Origin of the sequence: Streptomyces sp. NPDC101152 (assembly GCF_044768275.1) — a bacterium.
GTDB lineage: Bacteria > Actinomycetota > Actinomycetes > Streptomycetales > Streptomycetaceae > Streptomyces.
In genome coordinates this window covers 212,611-228,770 of the sequence record NZ_JBIWPO010000010.1, presented here as the reverse complement: position 1 = coordinate 228,770, position 16,160 = coordinate 212,611, and the positions used below count along the sequence as shown (strand labels likewise).

Below are 16,160 nucleotides of genomic sequence, written 5' to 3'. Positions count from 1 at the left end.
CGGCGCCGGTTTCGAGCCCTTCTGCGTGCGCCATCTCAGACGTCGTACGACCCGTCCCAGGGCGGGCTGAAGAACAGGCGGTCCGGGTACAGCTCGGCCCACCCGCCCTCCTCGTCCTGGCCGGTCACCAGCCCGAACAGTACGCCGTCGACGGTGAGTTGGAAGGGCCGGATCGCGATGTCCGTGTAGGAGCGGCGGGGCAGGCTGCGCAGGAGTTTCGCCAGATGGACGCGGGCGCGCTGCAGGATCGACGCCTCACCGTCCGGGGCGCGCAACTGCTCCGCCCAGGTGCCGGCACACCAGATCTCCGAGTCGCGGTGCCGGCCCTCGGCGTCGAAGGTGTGGAGCACCGCGAAGAGGCGCTTCTCGTTTTCCCAGCCGTCGTCCGGACGGTACCCGCGCGGAAAGGCGTACGTGACCGTTCCCAGGAACTGGCCGTCCGCGTACCGGCCGATGGCCTCGGCCCGGCCGTGCGGTTCGTAGGAGATCGGTATGACCTCAGGGACTGCCATGGCGCAAACCATACGTATGCGGCGTGGCAATATCCCCCAGTCCCCGATGACGAGACCATTGGCCTCGCCGAAGATTCACGGGACGGGGCCGATCTCCACAAGCGGACGGGCGTTTGCCTCTCGGGCTCCCCGGGCCCCGAGGTCGATGCCGGTGGTGAGAGACGGCCGACTCCTCTTACGCAAGACGCATGACGTTGTTACCGGGTGCCAGGAGCCAGCGGAAATGCTCGACAAAAGGTCCCACCAAGCTCGGGAGGCCGGCCCGCCTACCGGGTCGGCCTCTCTGCAACGGTCTGGGGCTACTCGTCCGTGAAGACGTCTTCTGCCGTCGGGGCTGTGACGGCCCGCCGCAGCCAGTGGCGCAGGATTTCGGGGTCACCACAGCCGGTGATGCGTTCCCTGACCGCTTTCGGGGACGTCGAGACCGCGCACTTCCAGGATGTCCAGGACGTCCTCGGCGGCGCGGCGCGCCTCGCCCTGGGCTCGGCCCTCGTCCCGGATTTCCTCGGAGATGTATGACTTGTAGAAGGAGAGGTCCACGGCCACCAGTTTCCTCCACAGTTGTGCGACTGGGTGCTTGCCCACGCCTTGTGAGATGAGTTCGATGATCGGCTCGGCGACGCTCTGCGGTGTGTCCCGCAGTACGGTCGTCATTGACTTGAGTATGGCCCCGGCGTCCGGATGTGTGGCGTGAGTGATCGCTGACAGCGTGGCGAGGGCGAGATCCTTGCGGACCTCGGCCGGGTCGGTGAGCACCGGCATGTTGTGCGGTCCCGCGACGAGCGGCCGCAGGTCGCTCTGACGGTGCGTTCAACGGGCGGCCGATCACCGATCCGAAGCACCTGCGCGTTCTTGAACTGCGGTATGGCACCATCCGGGCGCAGGCGCTCTCGTCGCGGGAGTCGCTGGCCTTCATCGAGCAACTGCTGGAAGAAACATGATCCGCAAGGCCTCACCAAAGGACGCCTCCGAACTGGCGTGGTTCAAGAGCAGCTACAGCGGTGGCACCGACGGTGAGTCCTGTGTCGAGGTCGCCACCACCCCCAGCACCATCCACGTCCGCGACTCCAGGTACCGCGAGGTCAGCCCGCGCCTCGCGCTGGCGCCGGAAGTCTGGGCGGACTTCGTGGCCTACGCGTCGGGGAACTGACCTCTCACCTGCACGTGCCGTACGCGGTCCTACTCACTCGCCGCCGAAGCGTTCCTTGTACGTTTCCAGGTCCTCGTCCGTGAGCTTGGCGAAGAGGACCGGGGGGACCGTGAAGGGGGTGCCGGGCGGGACCGTGGTGAGGGACTTCGCCTCGGACGGGGTGACCCAGGTCGCCGTGTCGTCGGGGAGGGTGAAGGCCTGGCGCATGGCGGCGGACGTGGTCGGGATGAGGGGCTCCGAGACCACCGCGTAGAGGTGGATCAGGTTCATCGCCGTGCGCAGCGTCAGGGCCGCGCCGTCCTTGTCGGTCTTGATCTCCAGCCAGGGGGCCTTCTCCTCCAGGTAGGAGTTGCCGGCCGACCACAGGGCGCGCAGGGCCGCCGTCGCCTTGCGGAACTGGAGGGACTCGAGCTGGGACTCGTACTCGGCGAGGAGTTCGGCGATCTGCTCGCCGAGCTTGGTCTCCGCCTCGCCGGGCTCGCCGCCCGCCGGGACCTCGTCGCCGAAGCGCTTCTTCGAGAAGGACAGCACACGGTTGACGAAGTTCCCGAGGGTGTCGGCGAGGTCCTTGTTGACGGTCGCCGTGAAGTGCTCCCAGGTGAAGGACGAGTCGTCCGACTCGGGGGCGTTGGCGATCAGGAAGTAGCGCCAGTAGTCCGCCGGGAGGATGTCGAGGGCCTGGTCGGTGAAGACGCCCCGCTTCTGCGAGGTGGAGAACTTCCCGCCGTAGTACGTCAGCCAGTTGAAGGCCTTGACGTAGTCGACCTTCTTCCACGGCTCGCGGACGCCGAGTTCGGTGGCCGGGAACATCACGGTGTGGAAGGGGACGTTGTCCTTGGCCATGAACTCCGTGTAGCGGACGTCGGTGTCGACGTCGTACCACCACGACTTCCAGTCACGGGTCGACGGGTCCTGGTCCGACCACTCCTTCGTCGCGCCGATGTACTCGATCGGGGCGTCGAACCAGACGTAGAAGACCTTGCCCTCCGCCGCCAGCTCCGGCCAGGTGTCGGCCGGGACCGGGACGCCCCAGTCCAGGTCACGGGTGATCGCGCGGTCGTGCAGACCCTCGTTCAGCCACTTACGGGCGATGGAGGAGGCCAGCTGCGGCCAGTGCGCCTCGTGACGCGAGACCCACTCCTCGACCTCGTGCTGGAGCTTCGACTGGAGCAGGAAGAGGTGCTTGGTCTCGCGGACCTCGAGGTCCGTGGAGCCCGAGATGGCGCTGCGGGGGTTGATCAGGTCGGTCGGGTCCAGGACGCGGGTGCAGTTCTCGCACTGGTCGCCGCGGGCCTTGTCGTAGCCGCAGTGGGGGCAGGTGCCCTCGACGTAGCGGTCCGGGAGGAAGCGGCCGTCGGTGGGGCTGTACACCTGGCGGATCGCCCGCTCCTCGATGAAGCCGTTCTCGTTGAGGCGGCGGGCGAAGTGCTGGGTGATCTCGACGTTCTGGGGGCTCGAGCTGCGGCCGAAGTAGTCGAAGGCCAGTGCGAAGCCGTCGTAGACCGCCTTCTGGGCGTCGTGCGCCTGGGCGCAGAACTCGTCGACCGGGAGGCCCTGCTCCTTCGCGGCCAGCTCCGCCGGGGTGCCGTGCTCGTCCGTCGCACAGATGTACAGGACGTCGTGGCCGCGCTGCCGGAGGTAGCGGGAGTACACGTCCGCCGGGAGCATGGACCCCACCATGTTGCCCAGGTGCTTGATTCCGTTGATGTACGGAAGGGCGCTGGTGATGAGGTGTCGAGCCATCGGGGGCTGCTCCCAGGTCGGTTTCTGCTGCTACTGCGAACCTTGAAATCGTAGCCGACATGTGTATGCCGCCCGCCTCCCGTTTTACGGGATGGGAAGCGGGCGGCATGGAGGGTGCTGCGGGGGCTCCGGGGCTTACGGGCGCCAGTCGATCAGGATGCCGTCGTAGAGCTCGGCGTCCGTGAGCTCCAGGGGGGTCGGGCCCGCGTGGAAGAAGGCCGTGTTGTCGGTCTTCAGTTTGCGGAGGTAGTCGAAGGCCTTGTTGTCGTGGTCGCCGAACGCGACGAAGGAGAAGAAGACGGCGGGGTGGGACTTCGCGGCGTCGGTCAGGGACCGGGTGGCGGGGGTCTTCGCGTCCGGGGCGCCGTCGGTCTGGAAGACGACCAGGGCGGGGGTGGCGGGGCCGCCGGGGGTGGTGTTCTTGTCGTAGTGCGCGAGTACGGCCTCTACGGCGGCGTGGTAGCTGGTACGGCCCATGCGGCCGAGGTTGGCGTGGGCCTCGTCGATCGCGTTCTCGGGGGACGCGGGGGTGAGGTCCGTCGTGCCGTCGACCTCGGTGGAGAAGAAGACGACGTGGACGGTGGGGGTGTCGTCGGGGGTGAGGTGCTCCGCCAGGGCGAGGGTCTGGTCGGCCAGGGCCTGAGCCGAGCCGTCCTTGTAGTACGGGCGCATGCTCGCGGAGCGGTCGAGTACGAGGTAGAGCTGCGCTCGGGTGCCGGTGAGGTTGGCTTTGGCGAGGGCGGCCGCGGCGGCGTCGGTGTCTGAGGGGGTGTTGTTCCCACCCGCACCGCCCGTGGCGCTTTCGTCGTCGGGTGCGGGTGGCCCCTGTGGGGCGTCCTCGCCGTCGGCGGCCGCAGGGGTTTGGGCGGGGGGTTCGGCCTCGGCTTCGCCTTCGGCCGGGGAGTCCTTTCCACCCGCACCGCCCGTGGCGCTTTCGTCGTCGGGTGCGGGTGGCCCCTGTGGGGCGTCCTCGCCGTCGGCGGCCGCGGCCTCGTTTTCCGGCACAGCCTCGGGCTCGGGCTCCGCCACCGGCTCGGACTCCGCTTCGGGCACCGGCACAGGCGTCGGCTCGTCCGCGACCGGCTCAGCCACCGCGGGCTCGGCAGCCGTCGGGTCCGGCGACTCTTCCACCGTGGGCTCAGCCGCCTCGGGCTCGGTCGGCTCGGGCTCGGGCTCGGTCGGCTCGAAGGCCGCTGGCTCGACGACAGCCTCGGCCTTCGGCGGCTCCACTACCTCCGTCTCGCTCGGCTCGGCGTCAGCCTCGCTCTTCGGCGGCTCCACTACCTCCGTCTCGCTCGGCTCGGCGTCAGCCTCGCTCTTCGGCGGCTCCACTACCTCCGTCTCGCTCGGCTCGGCGTCAGCCTCGGTCTTCGGCGGCTCCACTGCCTCGGGCTCCGTCACCTCGACCGCCACCGGCTCCACAGACCCGGCCTCCGCCACCTCGGCCTCTGCAACCTCAATGCCGGCCTGGGTTTCCGCAACCTCAATGCCGGCCTCGGTCTCCGGCGCCTCAGCGGCAGCCTCTGCCTCCGTCGCCTCGGCCCCCGTCGGTTCCGGCGAGCGGGTCGGCTTCGGGACCGTTACCTTGTCGAAGGCCGCTGCGACCAGTTCGTGTTCGTCGGGCGTTTCGGTGCGGGGTTCCGGGAGCTGGGACGCGGGGGTCGGGTCGGGCTCGTGGGAAGGGGCGGGGACCGTCGGTTCGGGGGACTGCGAAGGCGTTCGGTCGGCACCCTCTGCTTCGGTGGCACGCCCCTTGCGTGACCTGCCGAACGCGTTTCGCAGGTGAGTGAGAATGCCCATGCGCGCAACCCTTCGCGTGAGGTGAAACCGTCAATCGCTGGCCAGGACGGACACGTAAGGTTAGCGGCCCCGGATGGCGATCTTGAGGAGGGGCGGGAGAGGGAAACCGTCTTGTGTCAATACCGCCTCACCTGTCATCCCCGTTGGTGAAGCGTGACGTCCACGACGAGCGCGCGGTGGTCGGTGTCGGACACGTGCAGGAAACGGGCGCCGCTCGCCGAGAAGTCCTTCGACACCAGGACGTGGTCGATCTGTGTGCCGATCACCGCCGCGGTGCGGGACGGCCAGCTCGGGGTGCGGTCGTGGCCCGCGAGCCGGGCGGCGTCGCGCAGACCGCTGGCCAGGATGCGGCGGAAGGCCGCGTGGTCCTGGGAGGAGTTGAAGTCGCCGGCCAGGATCAGCGGCGTGCGGGTGGCGGCGGCCGCGTCCCGCAGCCGCCCGAGCTCCCGGCGCCACAGGTCGACCTGGCCGGGCAGCGGAGGCATCGGGTGCGCGAGTTGCAGCCGTACGGGATGCCCCTGCACGTCGGCGACGGCGCCGGGCATGCCCATGGTGCCGGGGACGCCCGCGGTGCCCTCGAGCGGGAACCGGCTGAGGATGAGGGACCCGCCGGAGCCGCCGGCCAGCACGGCCTGCCGGTACGGGTACGCGGTGCCGACGTCCCGGCGGAGTCTGGCCTGGCAGGTGTACTCGCACTCCTCGACGAAGACGACGTCCGGTTTCCGGGTGCGGATGACCGGGATGAGGGAGCCTGTGCCCTGGCCGAACTCGACGTTCGAGGTGAGGACCCGGAAACCGGCGAGGTTGGGGCCATGGGGCTCGTCGGGGCTTCCGTACGGCTGGATGAACCAGGCCAGCAGGGCCAGCACGGCGAGACACCACACGATGCCCGTGCGCCAGCGTGTCAGCAGGGCCAGGAGCAGGGCCACGGAGGTGGGGGCGAGCAGCCAGGGGAGGAAGGCGAGGAGCTGCGGGACCGGGGTGATGCCGTCGGTGTCGGCCGCCCGGCAGCCCACCACCACGCTGACGCCGGCCAGCAGCAGTCCGGCGGACCAGGATCCGAGGTGCCGGGCCGTGGAGGTCACAAACCCTGAGATTACGGGCAGGTGTCGATCCGCGCCAGGAAGCCGCCCAGAACCTCGTTGAACTCCGCCGGCCGTTCCAGGTTCGGCAGGTGGGCCGTGCCCTTGACGACGTGCAGGGTCGCGTCAGGCAGGGCCGCGTGCAATGCCACGGCCTCCGCCACCGGCGTGTACGTGTCGTCCTCGCCGACGACGACCAGGGCGGGGACGCTCACCGTCGTCAGCAGCGCGCGGTAGTCGGGGCGGGCGGCGCGGGCGCGCAGGGCCGCCGCTGCCGAGGCGGGGGACGTGGCCGTCATCATGCGGTGCACGTGCGTCTTGACGTCGGCGTCGGCGTACGGGGCGACCATCTTCTCCAGCACCTCGTCGGCGTACCCGCGCATGCCCTCCCGGAGAAGGCGGTCGGCCATCGCGTGGCGGACGCGGACGCCCTCGGGGGTCTCGGCCGCCGCGAAGGTGTCGGCGAGGACCAGGCCCCGGATGCGGTCCGGGAACCGCCGGTAGCAGTCCATCGCGATCTGGCCGCCCATGGACAGGCCGGCCAGCACGCAGGCCTCCACCCCTTCCGCGTCCAGCAGTGCCTCGATGTCCTCGGCGAACTCCTCGAAGCGCGTGACCTCGGGGCCGGCCGGTGAGGTGCCGGTGCCGTAGCCGCGCAGGTCGGGGGCGATGACTCGGCGGGTGGTGGAGAACGCCTCGACTTGCGGGTTCCACATCGTGTGGTCGAAGGGGTGGCCGTGGACCAGAACCAGGGGGAGTGCCATGGCGCCGACCCTAGGTCGGCCCAACTCCTCGGTGCAATAAGATCTTTGCCCTCGGTGCAATGTCAGGGGGATCCGGTCCATGGGACACGACTACCGGCGTATCGCCGACCGCATAGCCGCCGACATCACGGCGGGACGGCTGCAGCCCGGCGAACGGCTGTCGCCGCAGCGGACGTTCGCGCGTCGGCACGGCATCGCCGCCTCGACGGCGGAGCGGGCGTACGGCGAACTCGTACGGCGGGGGCTGGTCGTCGGCGAGGTCGGGCGGGGCACCTTCGTGCGGGCCGCCCCCGCGCGGCCGGCCGGGCGGGCGCTCACCGAGCCGGCGACGGATGCGCCGGTGAACATGGAGCTCAACTACCCTTCCGCGCCGGGCCAGTCCGAGCTGCTCGCGCCCGCCCTGGCGCCGTTGCTGCGGCCCGACGTGTTGACCGACGCCCTCCGCCCGGCCCCCGCCGCCGGTACCGTGGCCGCCCGCGCGGCGGCCTCGGCGCTGCTCGGGCTGCCCGGGCAGTTGCTCTTCACCGGCAACGCCCGGCAGGCCATCGCGGCCGCTCTCGCCTCCCTGGTCCGGCCGGGCGGCCGGGTCGGCGTGGAGACGTTGACGTATCCGCTGGTCAAGGAGATCGCGGGGCGACTCGGCCGCACGCTCGTGCCGCTCGCCATGGACGAGGACGGGCTGTGTCCGGACGCCGTGGCGGCCGCCCATCGGACGGCTCCGCTGTCCGCCCTCTACGTCCAGCCGACCCTGCACAACCCGACCTCGGTGACCATGAGCGACGCGCGCCGGCGTCAACTGGCGGCCGTCGTGACCGACTTGGGGGTTCCCGTGGTCGAGGACCGCATCTGGTCCTTCCTGGCGGACGACACCGAGCGGCCCTTCGCGGCCTACGCGCCCGCCCTCACCCATGTCGTCGACGGCCTCTCCAAGCGGGTCGCGCCCGGGCTGACCGTCGGTTTCCTCGCCGTGCCGACGCCGCGCGTTGAGGCGGTGGCGGCCGTGGTGCGCTCCGGAGGGTGGAACGCGGGGCGGTTCGCGCTGGAGGCGGCCGTGCGGTGGATCGAGGACGGGACGGTGACTCGGTTGGTGGCGGCGAAGAGGGAGGACGCCGGGCGCCGGCAGCGGCTGGTGCGGCGGCATCTCGGGGAGTTCCGCGTGCGGTGCGATCCGCGTGCCTACTTCGCGTGGTGGGAGCTGCCGGCGCCCTGGCGGGCGGACACCTTCACGGCCGCGGCGGCCCGGCACGGCATCGCCGTGACCCCCGGTCCCGCCTTCACCGTGGACCCCGCCCGCACCCCGGCCGCGATCAGACTCGGCCTGGCGTCAGCCACCGTGCCGGACCTGACACGGGCGCTGGCGACGCTGGCGGGGGTCGCGCGAGAGGGCGCGGGACTGGGGTGACGCCGGGCTCGGCCCGGGTTGTGGGCGCCGGGTGCGTTCAGGCCTGGGCCTGGGCCTGGGTCGGTTGTTGGGTCGGGTCCGGTGTAGGGGCTGGGCGGCGTCGGGGGCGGGGGAGGCGCAGGGACCAGCGCGTGGTGAGCCAGGTGGTCAGGGCTACCGCCAGGCCCACGGCGACCAGGAGCCACGCGGCCTCGCGGAGCGTCTCGGTCAGGGCGTCGTAGACGGCGCCCGCGGCCGGGCGGCGGGCCTCTTCCGGCAGGTCGGCCAGGGTGAGGCCACGGCCGACGGCGACCGCGAGGCCCAGCAGGGCGCCGCCGAGCGCGGTGCCGAGGGCGGTCGCGGTGAGCGCGCGGCGGCGGCGCAGGGCGAGAGCGATGCCGGTGACGGCGAACACGACGGCCGCCACGGGGAGCCAGAAACCGGCGACTTCCAGCACGTGGAACCCTTTCCGCAGCCGGTCCAGGTTCTGGGCCGGGAGGACGTTGACCGCGGTGTGCTCGATGGGAATGCGGTTCGCCAACGGCATGTGGTCATCGGTGAGTTGACGCTTGACCTGGGCGGTGACGGGCGCGAGGTCGACGGTCACGTCCTGCTCGCTGTCGTCGTTGAGGGCCCGCAGCACGGCGTCGTGCAGGGCCCGGTTGGCGGTGTCCCAGGCGGCCCGGAAGGCCTCGGTACGGGTGAAGGAGCGCACCGCGTCGTGCACGAACGGGCCGACCGCCGAGCGCATCGGGCGCACGTCGGCGCGGTCGCCGACCTGGTCCATGATCCCGGCGCCGACGGTGTCGGCGACCGCGTTGCGCACGTTCGGGTCCGTTGCCAGCGGCGCCATCGTGGTGACGTACGCGCCCGTGTCGGCGAGTCCGTACGCCGCCCAGGCCGCTAGCGCGCCGCAGGGCGCGAGCAGACAGGCGAGGGCGATCAGAGCGGCCGACAGGGCGCTCCTGAGGCGTGCGGTCACGCTCCCAGACAACGGCGCGGGGCCCCGGAGCGCGAGCGGGACGACTGCGAACGGGTGGATCCGCTGGGCCGAACGGGTGGTGTGGAGGGCGAACCGGTGGGAAATCCGTGCGTCAGCGGATGCGGTTGCCGGAGGCGTCCTCGCGTGTGTAGTACCGGTAGAAGAACACGAGGAAGATGCCGGCCGTCACCACCACGCCCAGGGCCACGGACCGCAGGGCGGTCTGGCCGGACTGGTCGTAGAGGAAGGCGACCGCGGCCCCGGCGAAGGCGGACTTCACGAGCGAGTGCAGCTCCCGCTTGAGAAGCGGGGCGAACGTGGCGACGGCGATGCACAGCACGATGAAGCAGGCGGCCGTCACGAAGCCGAACAGGATGTTCCAGCCGGTGATCTCGCCGCCGCCGCGGCGGTTGGCGGCCGCCCAGAAGCCGTAGACGAGTCCGAGGACGACGGGGATGCCGTAGCGGCCCGCGGTGTGGACGCGTTCGTCGAAGAGGTCAGGGGTCAGCGTGGGCCGGGCCGCCCGGTTCGCCCTGACGCGTCCCATCATTCCGCCGGTGGTGGGTGCCGTGTGTGCCATGAGAGCGCTCCTCTCTCTCCTCGCCCCCGAGTGCCCCCGCCTACCAATGCACACCTGGGAAGGGGCCGTGGCAAGTCGGCGGGAGGGGTCGTTTGCGGTCCTGAGGCCCACCTTTGCAGCCGCAGCGGTTACGGTGCTGCCGTACGTGATCGCCGGGGGATGGGGAGGGAACGATGCCAGGAACCGTGCTGCTGCTCGCCGCCGCCCCGGCGGGCAAGGGGTGCCTGGTGGACGCGGCCTCCGTGCTCCCGGTCCTCGCCGCCGTCCCGCCGGCCGTGCTGTCCGGCACGGAAACGGCCAACGTCGTCGAACTCGCCGACCCGCTGGAGCCGCAGGCGGTGCTGACCCGGCTGCGGGCGGCCGCGGCGGCCCCCGGCCCGCTCACCGTCTTCGTCGCCGGGCAGATCCAGCTCGACCGCCGTCAGCGGCTGCCGCACCTCGCGCTGGCCCGGACGACCCCCGCCACGGTCCGCTACACCGGCCTGCCCTGGCACTGGATCCGGGAGGAGCTGCGGCTGCGCGCGCCCGGTTCGACCGCCCTCCTGCTCGACCTGCACGCGGACGCGGAGACCTGGGAGTGGCTGCGGGCCAACCCCCTCGACTGCGGCCGCACCACCACGGTCCACGGCCGCGTCGCGCCACCGCCGGGCCGGCGGGAGGTGGCGGTGCCGACGTACATGAAGGCCGTGGCGACGATCCTGAGAAGCGGCCGCCGTCCGCCCCTGGAACAGCTCCACCAACAGGCCCTGAGCCGCATCACCGACGAACCGGCCGGCCTGGTCCTCCCGGCACCGGGTCTGCGAGGGGCCGTGGCGGCTCAGCAGCCGCCCACCAGCGACCTGCCCGTCGGCCCGGTGCGCGCGGCGCAGGGTCGGCGAGGGCCCGAAACGGCTCAGGTGCCGCCCGCCGGTGACCTGCCCGCAGATCTGCTGCTCGCCGCGCAGGGCCCGCGAACAGCCGGAGCCGACCAGGAGCCACCTGCAGGTGACCCACCCGCAGCCCTGGCGCTCGCTGCGAAGGGCCCGCGAACAGCCGCGCCCGCTCAAGTGCCGCCCGCCGGTGACCTGCCCGTCGGCCCGGTGCGCGCGGCGCAGGGTCGGCGAGGGCCCGAAACGGCTCAGGTGCCGCCCGCCGGTGACCTGCCCGCAGATCTGCTGCTCGCCGCGCAGGGCCCGCGAACAGCCGGAGCCGACCAGGAGCCGCCCGCCGGTGACCTGACCGCCGACCTGGTCCTCGCTGCGAAGGGCCCGGGAACAGCCGGGGCCGCTCAGCAGACGCCCGCCGACCTTCCCGTCGGCCTGGTGTTCGCCGTGCACGGTTCGCCTGGCGCCGCGCCCGCTCAGGAGCCGGCCGCCGGCAACCCGGCCCCCGGCAACCCGCCCGCCCCCGACCCCCACGACGCCATCTCCGCCGCCGTTCGCTGCGGGCGGCACCCCGACGCAGATGCGTTGGCCGCCCGGCAGGAGCAGGCCGCCGTACAGGCGCACGGGCCCGGGTCCGAGGCCGCGTTGCACTGGGCCGAGGTGCGGGCGGATCTGGCGATGTTCGCCGGGGATCCGGTGCGCAGTTGCCGGACCTGGCTGGCGGTGGCCGCGGCGCGGCTGACGGCGGGGCAGCCGGCCCACGCGCCGGAGGTGGAGGCGGCCGTGGACCGGGCGCACCACCAGTGGGGGCAGATCCGGGACGCGGAGGCGGCCCGGGAGATCGGCCCGCGCCTCGCGGATCTGCGCTCGCGGGTGCCCGGGCGGCGGCAGGGCGCGCTGGACCATGTGCGGCGGCAGTTGCGGCAGTTGCAGACGCAGGGCTGAAGCGCGGCCGGTTCCGTACCCTGCCCAGTGGGCGACCCCGGTGTCATGATGGTGAGTTATGGCTGAGGGGGATGGAGTGGCCAACCGGGCGATACGGGTGCGTCTCGACCGCACCGCGAGCGAGAGCGACGTCGGCGCGCTCAAGGAGTGGCTGGCGCGGGAGCAGCCGCTCCAGGTGTGGCTGGGCCGCGGTGAGCTGGAGATCAGGGCGCGGGACCGCAGCGACGACGAGGGCGGCGCCCCGATGGGCTTCGGGGACGAGATCGTCCTCGCGCTGATCGGCGCGGGCGCGTCCGCGGCCTTCAAGGAACTGCTGCACGCGGTGCGGGTCGCGGTGGAGGCCTGGCGGTCCAACCGCCGTGACGTCGAGGACGGTGAACCGCCGCGCGTCGACGTGGACGGCGCGGACCCCGACCCCAGGTAGCCCCGTGAGCCGCTACGACCCTCGGGGAACGGCGAACCGGGCGCTGCTGGTCGGGGTGTCGGAGTACGACGTCACCAAGCCGGCTCCGCACGGCGTGCCCGGCGACCTGCCGGCCGTACGGCACAACCTGGACCGGCTCGCGGAGGCGCTGCAGGGCGGCGGGGTGTTCGGCGCGGACGAGGTGACCGTGCTGCGCTCGCCGTACCCGCACGACTTCCTGCAGGCCCTCGGTGCGGCAGCCGCCGAGGCCGAGGGCGTGCTGCTGCTGTACTTCGCGGGGCACGGGGCGGTGCCCAGCGCCGCGAACGAGCTGTTCCTGCAGATGCGGGGCGCCCAGGTCTACCGGGGCCGGCAGGACTCCGTCTTCCCCGGTGCCGAGACCTTCACCACCGTCCTGACGATGCTGCACGCTAGCCGGGCCGAGCGGATCGTGGTGGTCCTGGACTGCTGCTACGCCGGCAACGCGGCCTTCATCTGGGAGCAGTTCCCGGACCGGCGGCGGGTGTTGCTGCTGATGAGCGTGCAGGCCAACAACCGGATCGACGCGGGGGACGACAGGACCCCGACGCCGTTCACCGCCGAGCTGGCCGAACTGCTGGGGCAGGACGGGGAGTTGCGGTTCAGTTCGGTAGCGGAGCGCTTACGCGTACGGATGGCCTCCGCCGGGCTGAGGACGTTGCGCGACGAGCCGTGGGAGCCGCTGAGCCGAACGGAACCGGGGGAGGACGTCCTGCTGTCGGCACGTGGGGACCCCGGGCCGCCTCCCCCGCCCCCGCCGCCGCCCCCGTCGACCTCGTCCCTCGTCCGCCGCGGCCGGCAGGCGCTCCGGCGCGCCTCGAGAGCAGGTTTGCAGGCCTTCGCCGCCTGGTTCCAAGGACTGCGGGTGCTCACTCGGGTCCTGCTCGTCCTGGCCCTCGCCACCCTCGGTCTCGGCTCCTACGGCCTCACCGCCCTGCGGACCGCCCCCGCCCCCTGCGCCCCACCCCTGGAGCTGCGGGTCCTGACCGACCCGGACCTCGAGCCCACCCTCACCGCCGCGGCCGACGCCTATCTGACCTCGGACCAGAACGCCGACGGCGACGGCTGCCGGCGCACCGGCATCACCGTCTACAGCGCGGGCGCCGCCGACGTGGTGAACGCGCTGCGGCGGCAGACGGACGCCTGGCACGAGCCGCGCGACGAGGACACCAACCCGCAGCGGGACATCGGCCCGCAGCCGGACATCTGGATCCCCGCCTCCCCCGCGGACGTCGGCCGCGTCACCGCCGGGCAGGACACCGACACCGTCGCCCACCTGGAGGAGGACGGGCCGCTGGCCTACTCCCCGATCGTGCTCGCCGTCCCCGCGGACCTCTCCCCCGCAGCGGCGCCGCAGCGTGACGGACAGCCGCTGTCGGCCCTGCTGGACCGGCTGCGGCAGCGGAGCAGCGACGCTCAGGTACGGCGCCCCGACCCGGAGTACGCGGATGCCGCGCTGCTGGCCACCATGGGCCTGTACGGCAGTGCCGGCACGGCGGCCGCCGAACGCCGGGTCGCCCAGCCCGGGCCGCCCTCCAAGACAGCCGCCGACCTGCTGTGCGCGCTGCCCGGCGACCCCGCCGCCGACGCCCGCACCGCCGCCCTCGTCCCCGAGTTCCTGCTCAGGACCGGTGTGGGCTGCGACCGTACGACCCGCAGCCCCCGCGTCGCCGAGTACCCGGACGACGTGCCCGGCGTCGAGGCCACCTTCGTGCGCGTCCGCTGGGAGGACGCCGACCGCGACGGCGCCGCCCGCGACCAGGCGGCCCAGCGTTTCCGCGCCTGGCTCGGCGGCCCGGGCGGACGTGCCGTGTTCGCCCGGGACGGATTCCGGGGCCCGACGGGACGGCGCGCCCTGCTGGACACCGGCGCCCCCGCCGACGGCGTGCTGCCCGGCCCCTCCCCGCTCGCCGGGGCGACCGGACAGCAGTCGATGGAGGCGACGCTGAGCCGCTACCGGTCAGCCGACGGACCCGGCAGGGTGCTGTACCTGCTGGACAACTCCGGTTCCATGAGCGCCCTGTGGGACGGGCCCAGCGGCGGGCCTGGGCTGCTGAAGCAGTCCCTCGGCGGCCTCGGCGCGCAGGACGAGTACGGGGTGTGGGCGGTGTCCGGCAGCGCGGGGGGACGGCCGTACACGACGCTGCTGCCCTTCGGCCGGCACCACCGCAAGGACGCCGAACGGGCCGTCGACCGCGCCGAGGTCGCCGACGCCCAGGCCGATCCGCACGCCGCGCTGCTCGCCGCGCTCGACGACATGCGGCACCGGGGGACGGACGACGACCGGCCCCAGCTGATCGTGTACATCACCGACGACGAGGACAACGACAAGCTGACCGGCCGGAACATCGCCGACGTCCTCGGCCGGGCCCGTGCCGCGAGGGTGCCGGTGACCATGGTGTCGCTGGTCGGTGGCGGCTGCGACCCCGGCAAGGCGGACGCCCGGATCTCCGGGGCGAGCGGCGGCCGCTGCCTGGACGCCGACCACGACCTGGGCACCGGCCTGAAGGACGAGGTCGCCCGCACGGGAACGGGGGAGGACTGATGACCCTGCGCAGGCTCGCGGCACCGCTCGCCGCGCTCCTCCTCGCCGTCGCCTGCACCGGCGGGCCAGAGGCTGACAGACCCGCCTCCGTCGAGGTGCCCGGCGAGATCGTCGTCGCCAGCGGCCGGGACGTCACCGGCAAGAACGGCATCCGCGAGCAGCTCATCGAGGCCTGGAACAAGCGGCAGGCGGAGAAACGGACCGGCTACCACGCCCGGCTCGTCGAACTGCCGGGCAGCGCCGACGAACAGCGCAGCCAGCTGCTCGGCGCCCTGCAGTCCGGCAGCGCCTCCTACGACGTCGTCAACCTGGACGTGACCTGGGTGCCCGAGTTCGCCGCCGCGCACCTGGTGCGGGCCCTGCCGGAGTCGACGATCGCCGGGGACGTCATCAAGTCTGTGGCCAGCACCGCCCGTTGGGGCGGCAAGGTGTACGCGGTCCCGTTCAACAGCGACGTCGGGCTGCTCTACTACCGGCGCGACTGGCTGGAGAGGGCCGGCGTCCGGCAGACCGACCTCGGCGCCGCCCCGCTGTCCTGGACGAACCTCGACACCCTGATGGGTGATGTGGGCGACCTCGGCCCCAAGGGCTACGAGAAGGGCTGGACCACCCAGCTGGCCGACTACGAGGGCCGTACCGTCAACGCCTTCGAGGCCTTCGCGACCGCCGTGCCCGGGCTCACGATCACCGACGCCGACGGCCACTACGACGCCACCGTGGACCAGTTGGCGCAGGGCGTCGCCGAACTGCGCCGCCGCACCGAGGGACCGTACCTGCTGCCGGACGCCGTGCACTCCGACGAGGCCGGTTCGCTCGGCGCCTTCGCGGACGGCCGCACGGAGTTCCTGCGCTTCTGGCCCTACGGCTACGTCACCCTCTTCCGCACCTTCACCGACCAGCAGCTGGGCGTGGCCCCGCTGCCCGGGCGGGCGGTGCTCGGCGGGCAGAACCTGGCGGTGACCGAGTCGTCCCGGCGGGCGCGGGGCGCGGCCGACCTGATCTCCTTCCTCACCGGCAAGGAGAGCGAACGCTGCCTGCTGGACGCGGGGTTCGCCGCCACCCGCGTCTCCGCGTACACCGACGACACCCTGCGCTGCACCACCGGCTCCCCCGCCACCGCCCCGACCCGCGAGAGCGCCGACCGCATGCCCCGCGACGGGGCAGGACGCCCGAAGTACGCCCGCCCCACCTTGCTCCCGGCCCTGCGCGCCGCCGTCCAGCGCCCCCGCACTCCCCTGTACGGCGCCTTCACCCAGACCTTCATCGCCCAGCTCGGCCCCCTGTTCGGCGACGACCCGCCCGGCGACGAGCAACTGGCCAGAAACCTGGACACGGCCCTCAGGGAGGCACTGCCGCATTAGCGGGTGCAGC

Annotated in this window: 13 protein-coding genes and 2 pseudogenes; 7 read left to right on the top strand and 8 right to left on the bottom strand. The window is 72.6% G+C overall.

Features of this window, described 5'->3' with window-relative positions:
• Nucleotides 1–35: 35 nt before the first annotated feature.
• A complete protein-coding gene (locus ACIRVK_RS16680) occupies nt 36–512 on the bottom strand; it encodes a hypothetical protein (RefSeq protein ID WP_404247506.1) in 477 nt (158 codons plus the stop codon).
• 299 nt (nt 513–811) lie between these two features.
• Nucleotides 812–1,304: pseudogene (locus ACIRVK_RS16675) on the bottom strand (hypothetical protein); the annotation flags it as partial.
• Between ACIRVK_RS16675 and ACIRVK_RS16670 the strand changes: the two are divergent.
• Together ACIRVK_RS16670 and ACIRVK_RS16665 are read left to right on the top strand one after the other, a co-directional pair.
• Nucleotides 1,295–1,453: pseudogene (locus ACIRVK_RS16670) on the top strand (transcriptional regulator); the annotation flags it as partial. The pseudogenes ACIRVK_RS16675 and ACIRVK_RS16670 sit on opposite strands and share 10 nt — an antisense overlap.
• A complete protein-coding gene (locus tag ACIRVK_RS16665; protein WP_404247504.1) occupies nt 1,450–1,662 on the top strand; it encodes a DUF397 domain-containing protein in 213 nt (70 codons plus the stop codon). The pseudogene ACIRVK_RS16670 and the gene ACIRVK_RS16665, both read left to right, overlap by 4 nt.
• 33 nt (nt 1,663–1,695) lie before the next feature.
• On the opposite strand, the gene metG is transcribed toward ACIRVK_RS16665, so the two are convergent.
• The 4 genes from metG to ACIRVK_RS16645 all read right to left on the bottom strand — a co-directional run bounded on the left by metG (nt 1,696) and on the right by ACIRVK_RS16645 (nt 7,051).
• Nucleotides 1,696–3,405 (bottom strand): methionine--tRNA ligase, encoded by a 1,710-nt coding sequence (metG, locus tag ACIRVK_RS16660; protein ID WP_404247502.1) that lies wholly within the window; start codon nt 3,403–3,405, stop codon nt 1,696–1,698.
• Between the two features lie 135 nt (nt 3,406–3,540).
• A complete protein-coding gene (locus ACIRVK_RS16655; RefSeq protein ID WP_404247500.1) occupies nt 3,541–5,205 on the bottom strand; it encodes a VWA domain-containing protein in 1,665 nt (554 codons plus the stop codon).
• A 134-nt stretch (nt 5,206–5,339) separates the two neighbouring features.
• A complete protein-coding gene (locus tag ACIRVK_RS16650) occupies nt 5,340–6,290 on the bottom strand; it encodes an endonuclease/exonuclease/phosphatase family protein (RefSeq protein WP_404247498.1) in 951 nt (316 codons plus the stop codon).
• 11 nt (nt 6,291–6,301) lie between these two features.
• Entirely contained in the window at nt 6,302–7,051 is a 750-nt protein-coding gene (locus tag ACIRVK_RS16645) for an alpha/beta fold hydrolase (protein WP_404247496.1), read from the bottom strand.
• Between the two features lie 79 nt (nt 7,052–7,130).
• Between ACIRVK_RS16645 and ACIRVK_RS16640 the strand changes: the two genes are divergently transcribed.
• On the top strand, nt 7,131–8,453 hold the full coding sequence (locus ACIRVK_RS16640) for a PLP-dependent aminotransferase family protein (RefSeq protein WP_404247494.1): 1,323 nt from the start codon (nt 7,131–7,133) through the stop codon (nt 8,451–8,453).
• A gap of 37 nt (nt 8,454–8,490) precedes the next feature.
• On the opposite strand, the gene ACIRVK_RS16635 is transcribed toward ACIRVK_RS16640, so the two are convergent.
• Nucleotides 8,491–9,414, bottom strand: a complete 924-nt coding sequence (locus ACIRVK_RS16635) for a hypothetical protein (protein WP_404247492.1) — start codon at nt 9,412–9,414, stop codon at nt 8,491–8,493.
• Between the two features lie 112 nt (nt 9,415–9,526).
• Nucleotides 9,527–9,994 (bottom strand): hypothetical protein, encoded by a 468-nt coding sequence (locus tag ACIRVK_RS16630; protein WP_404247490.1) that lies wholly within the window; start codon nt 9,992–9,994, stop codon nt 9,527–9,529.
• A gap of 173 nt (nt 9,995–10,167) precedes the next feature.
• On the opposite strand from ACIRVK_RS16630, the gene ACIRVK_RS16625 reads away from it, so the two are divergent.
• From ACIRVK_RS16625 to ACIRVK_RS16610, 4 genes are read left to right on the top strand one after another with little or no spacing between them, the layout of a single operon-like run.
• Nucleotides 10,168–11,802, top strand: coding sequence for a hypothetical protein (locus ACIRVK_RS16625; protein WP_404247488.1), 1,635 nt, complete (start codon nt 10,168–10,170; stop codon nt 11,800–11,802).
• A gap of 58 nt (nt 11,803–11,860) precedes the next feature.
• A complete protein-coding gene (locus ACIRVK_RS16620; protein ID WP_404247486.1) occupies nt 11,861–12,226 on the top strand; it encodes a hypothetical protein in 366 nt (121 codons plus the stop codon).
• 4 nt (nt 12,227–12,230) lie between these two features.
• A complete protein-coding gene (locus ACIRVK_RS16615; protein ID WP_404247484.1) occupies nt 12,231–14,789 on the top strand; it encodes a substrate-binding domain-containing protein in 2,559 nt (852 codons plus the stop codon).
• On the top strand, nt 14,789–16,150 hold the full coding sequence (locus ACIRVK_RS16610) for an extracellular solute-binding protein (protein ID WP_404247482.1): 1,362 nt from the start codon (nt 14,789–14,791) through the stop codon (nt 16,148–16,150). Before ACIRVK_RS16615 ends, ACIRVK_RS16610 begins: the two co-directional genes overlap by 1 nt.
• Nucleotides 16,151–16,160: the final 10 nt, after the last annotated feature.

Excerpts from the sequence above, each read along its gene's own strand:
- ACIRVK_RS16680 (WP_404247506.1), bottom strand. The coding sequence starts at position 512 with ATGGCAGTCCCTGAGGTCATACCGATCTCCTACGAACCGCACGGCCGG.
- ACIRVK_RS16665 (WP_404247504.1), top strand. The coding sequence starts at position 1,450 with ATGATCCGCAAGGCCTCACCAAAGGACGCCTCCGAACTGGCGTGGTTC.
- metG (WP_404247502.1), bottom strand. The coding sequence starts at position 3,405 with ATGGCTCGACACCTCATCACCAGCGCCCTTCCGTACATCAACGGAATC.
- ACIRVK_RS16655 (WP_404247500.1), bottom strand. The coding sequence starts at position 5,205 with ATGGGCATTCTCACTCACCTGCGAAACGCGTTCGGCAGGTCACGCAAG.
- ACIRVK_RS16645 (WP_404247496.1), bottom strand. The coding sequence starts at position 7,051 with ATGGCACTCCCCCTGGTTCTGGTCCACGGCCACCCCTTCGACCACACG.
- ACIRVK_RS16640 (WP_404247494.1), top strand. The coding sequence starts at position 7,131 with ATGGGACACGACTACCGGCGTATCGCCGACCGCATAGCCGCCGACATC.
- ACIRVK_RS16630 (WP_404247490.1), bottom strand. The coding sequence starts at position 9,994 with ATGGCACACACGGCACCCACCACCGGCGGAATGATGGGACGCGTCAGG.
- ACIRVK_RS16625 (WP_404247488.1), top strand. The coding sequence starts at position 10,168 with ATGCCAGGAACCGTGCTGCTGCTCGCCGCCGCCCCGGCGGGCAAGGGG.
- ACIRVK_RS16620 (WP_404247486.1), top strand. The coding sequence starts at position 11,861 with ATGGCTGAGGGGGATGGAGTGGCCAACCGGGCGATACGGGTGCGTCTC.
- ACIRVK_RS16610 (WP_404247482.1), top strand. The coding sequence starts at position 14,789 with ATGACCCTGCGCAGGCTCGCGGCACCGCTCGCCGCGCTCCTCCTCGCC.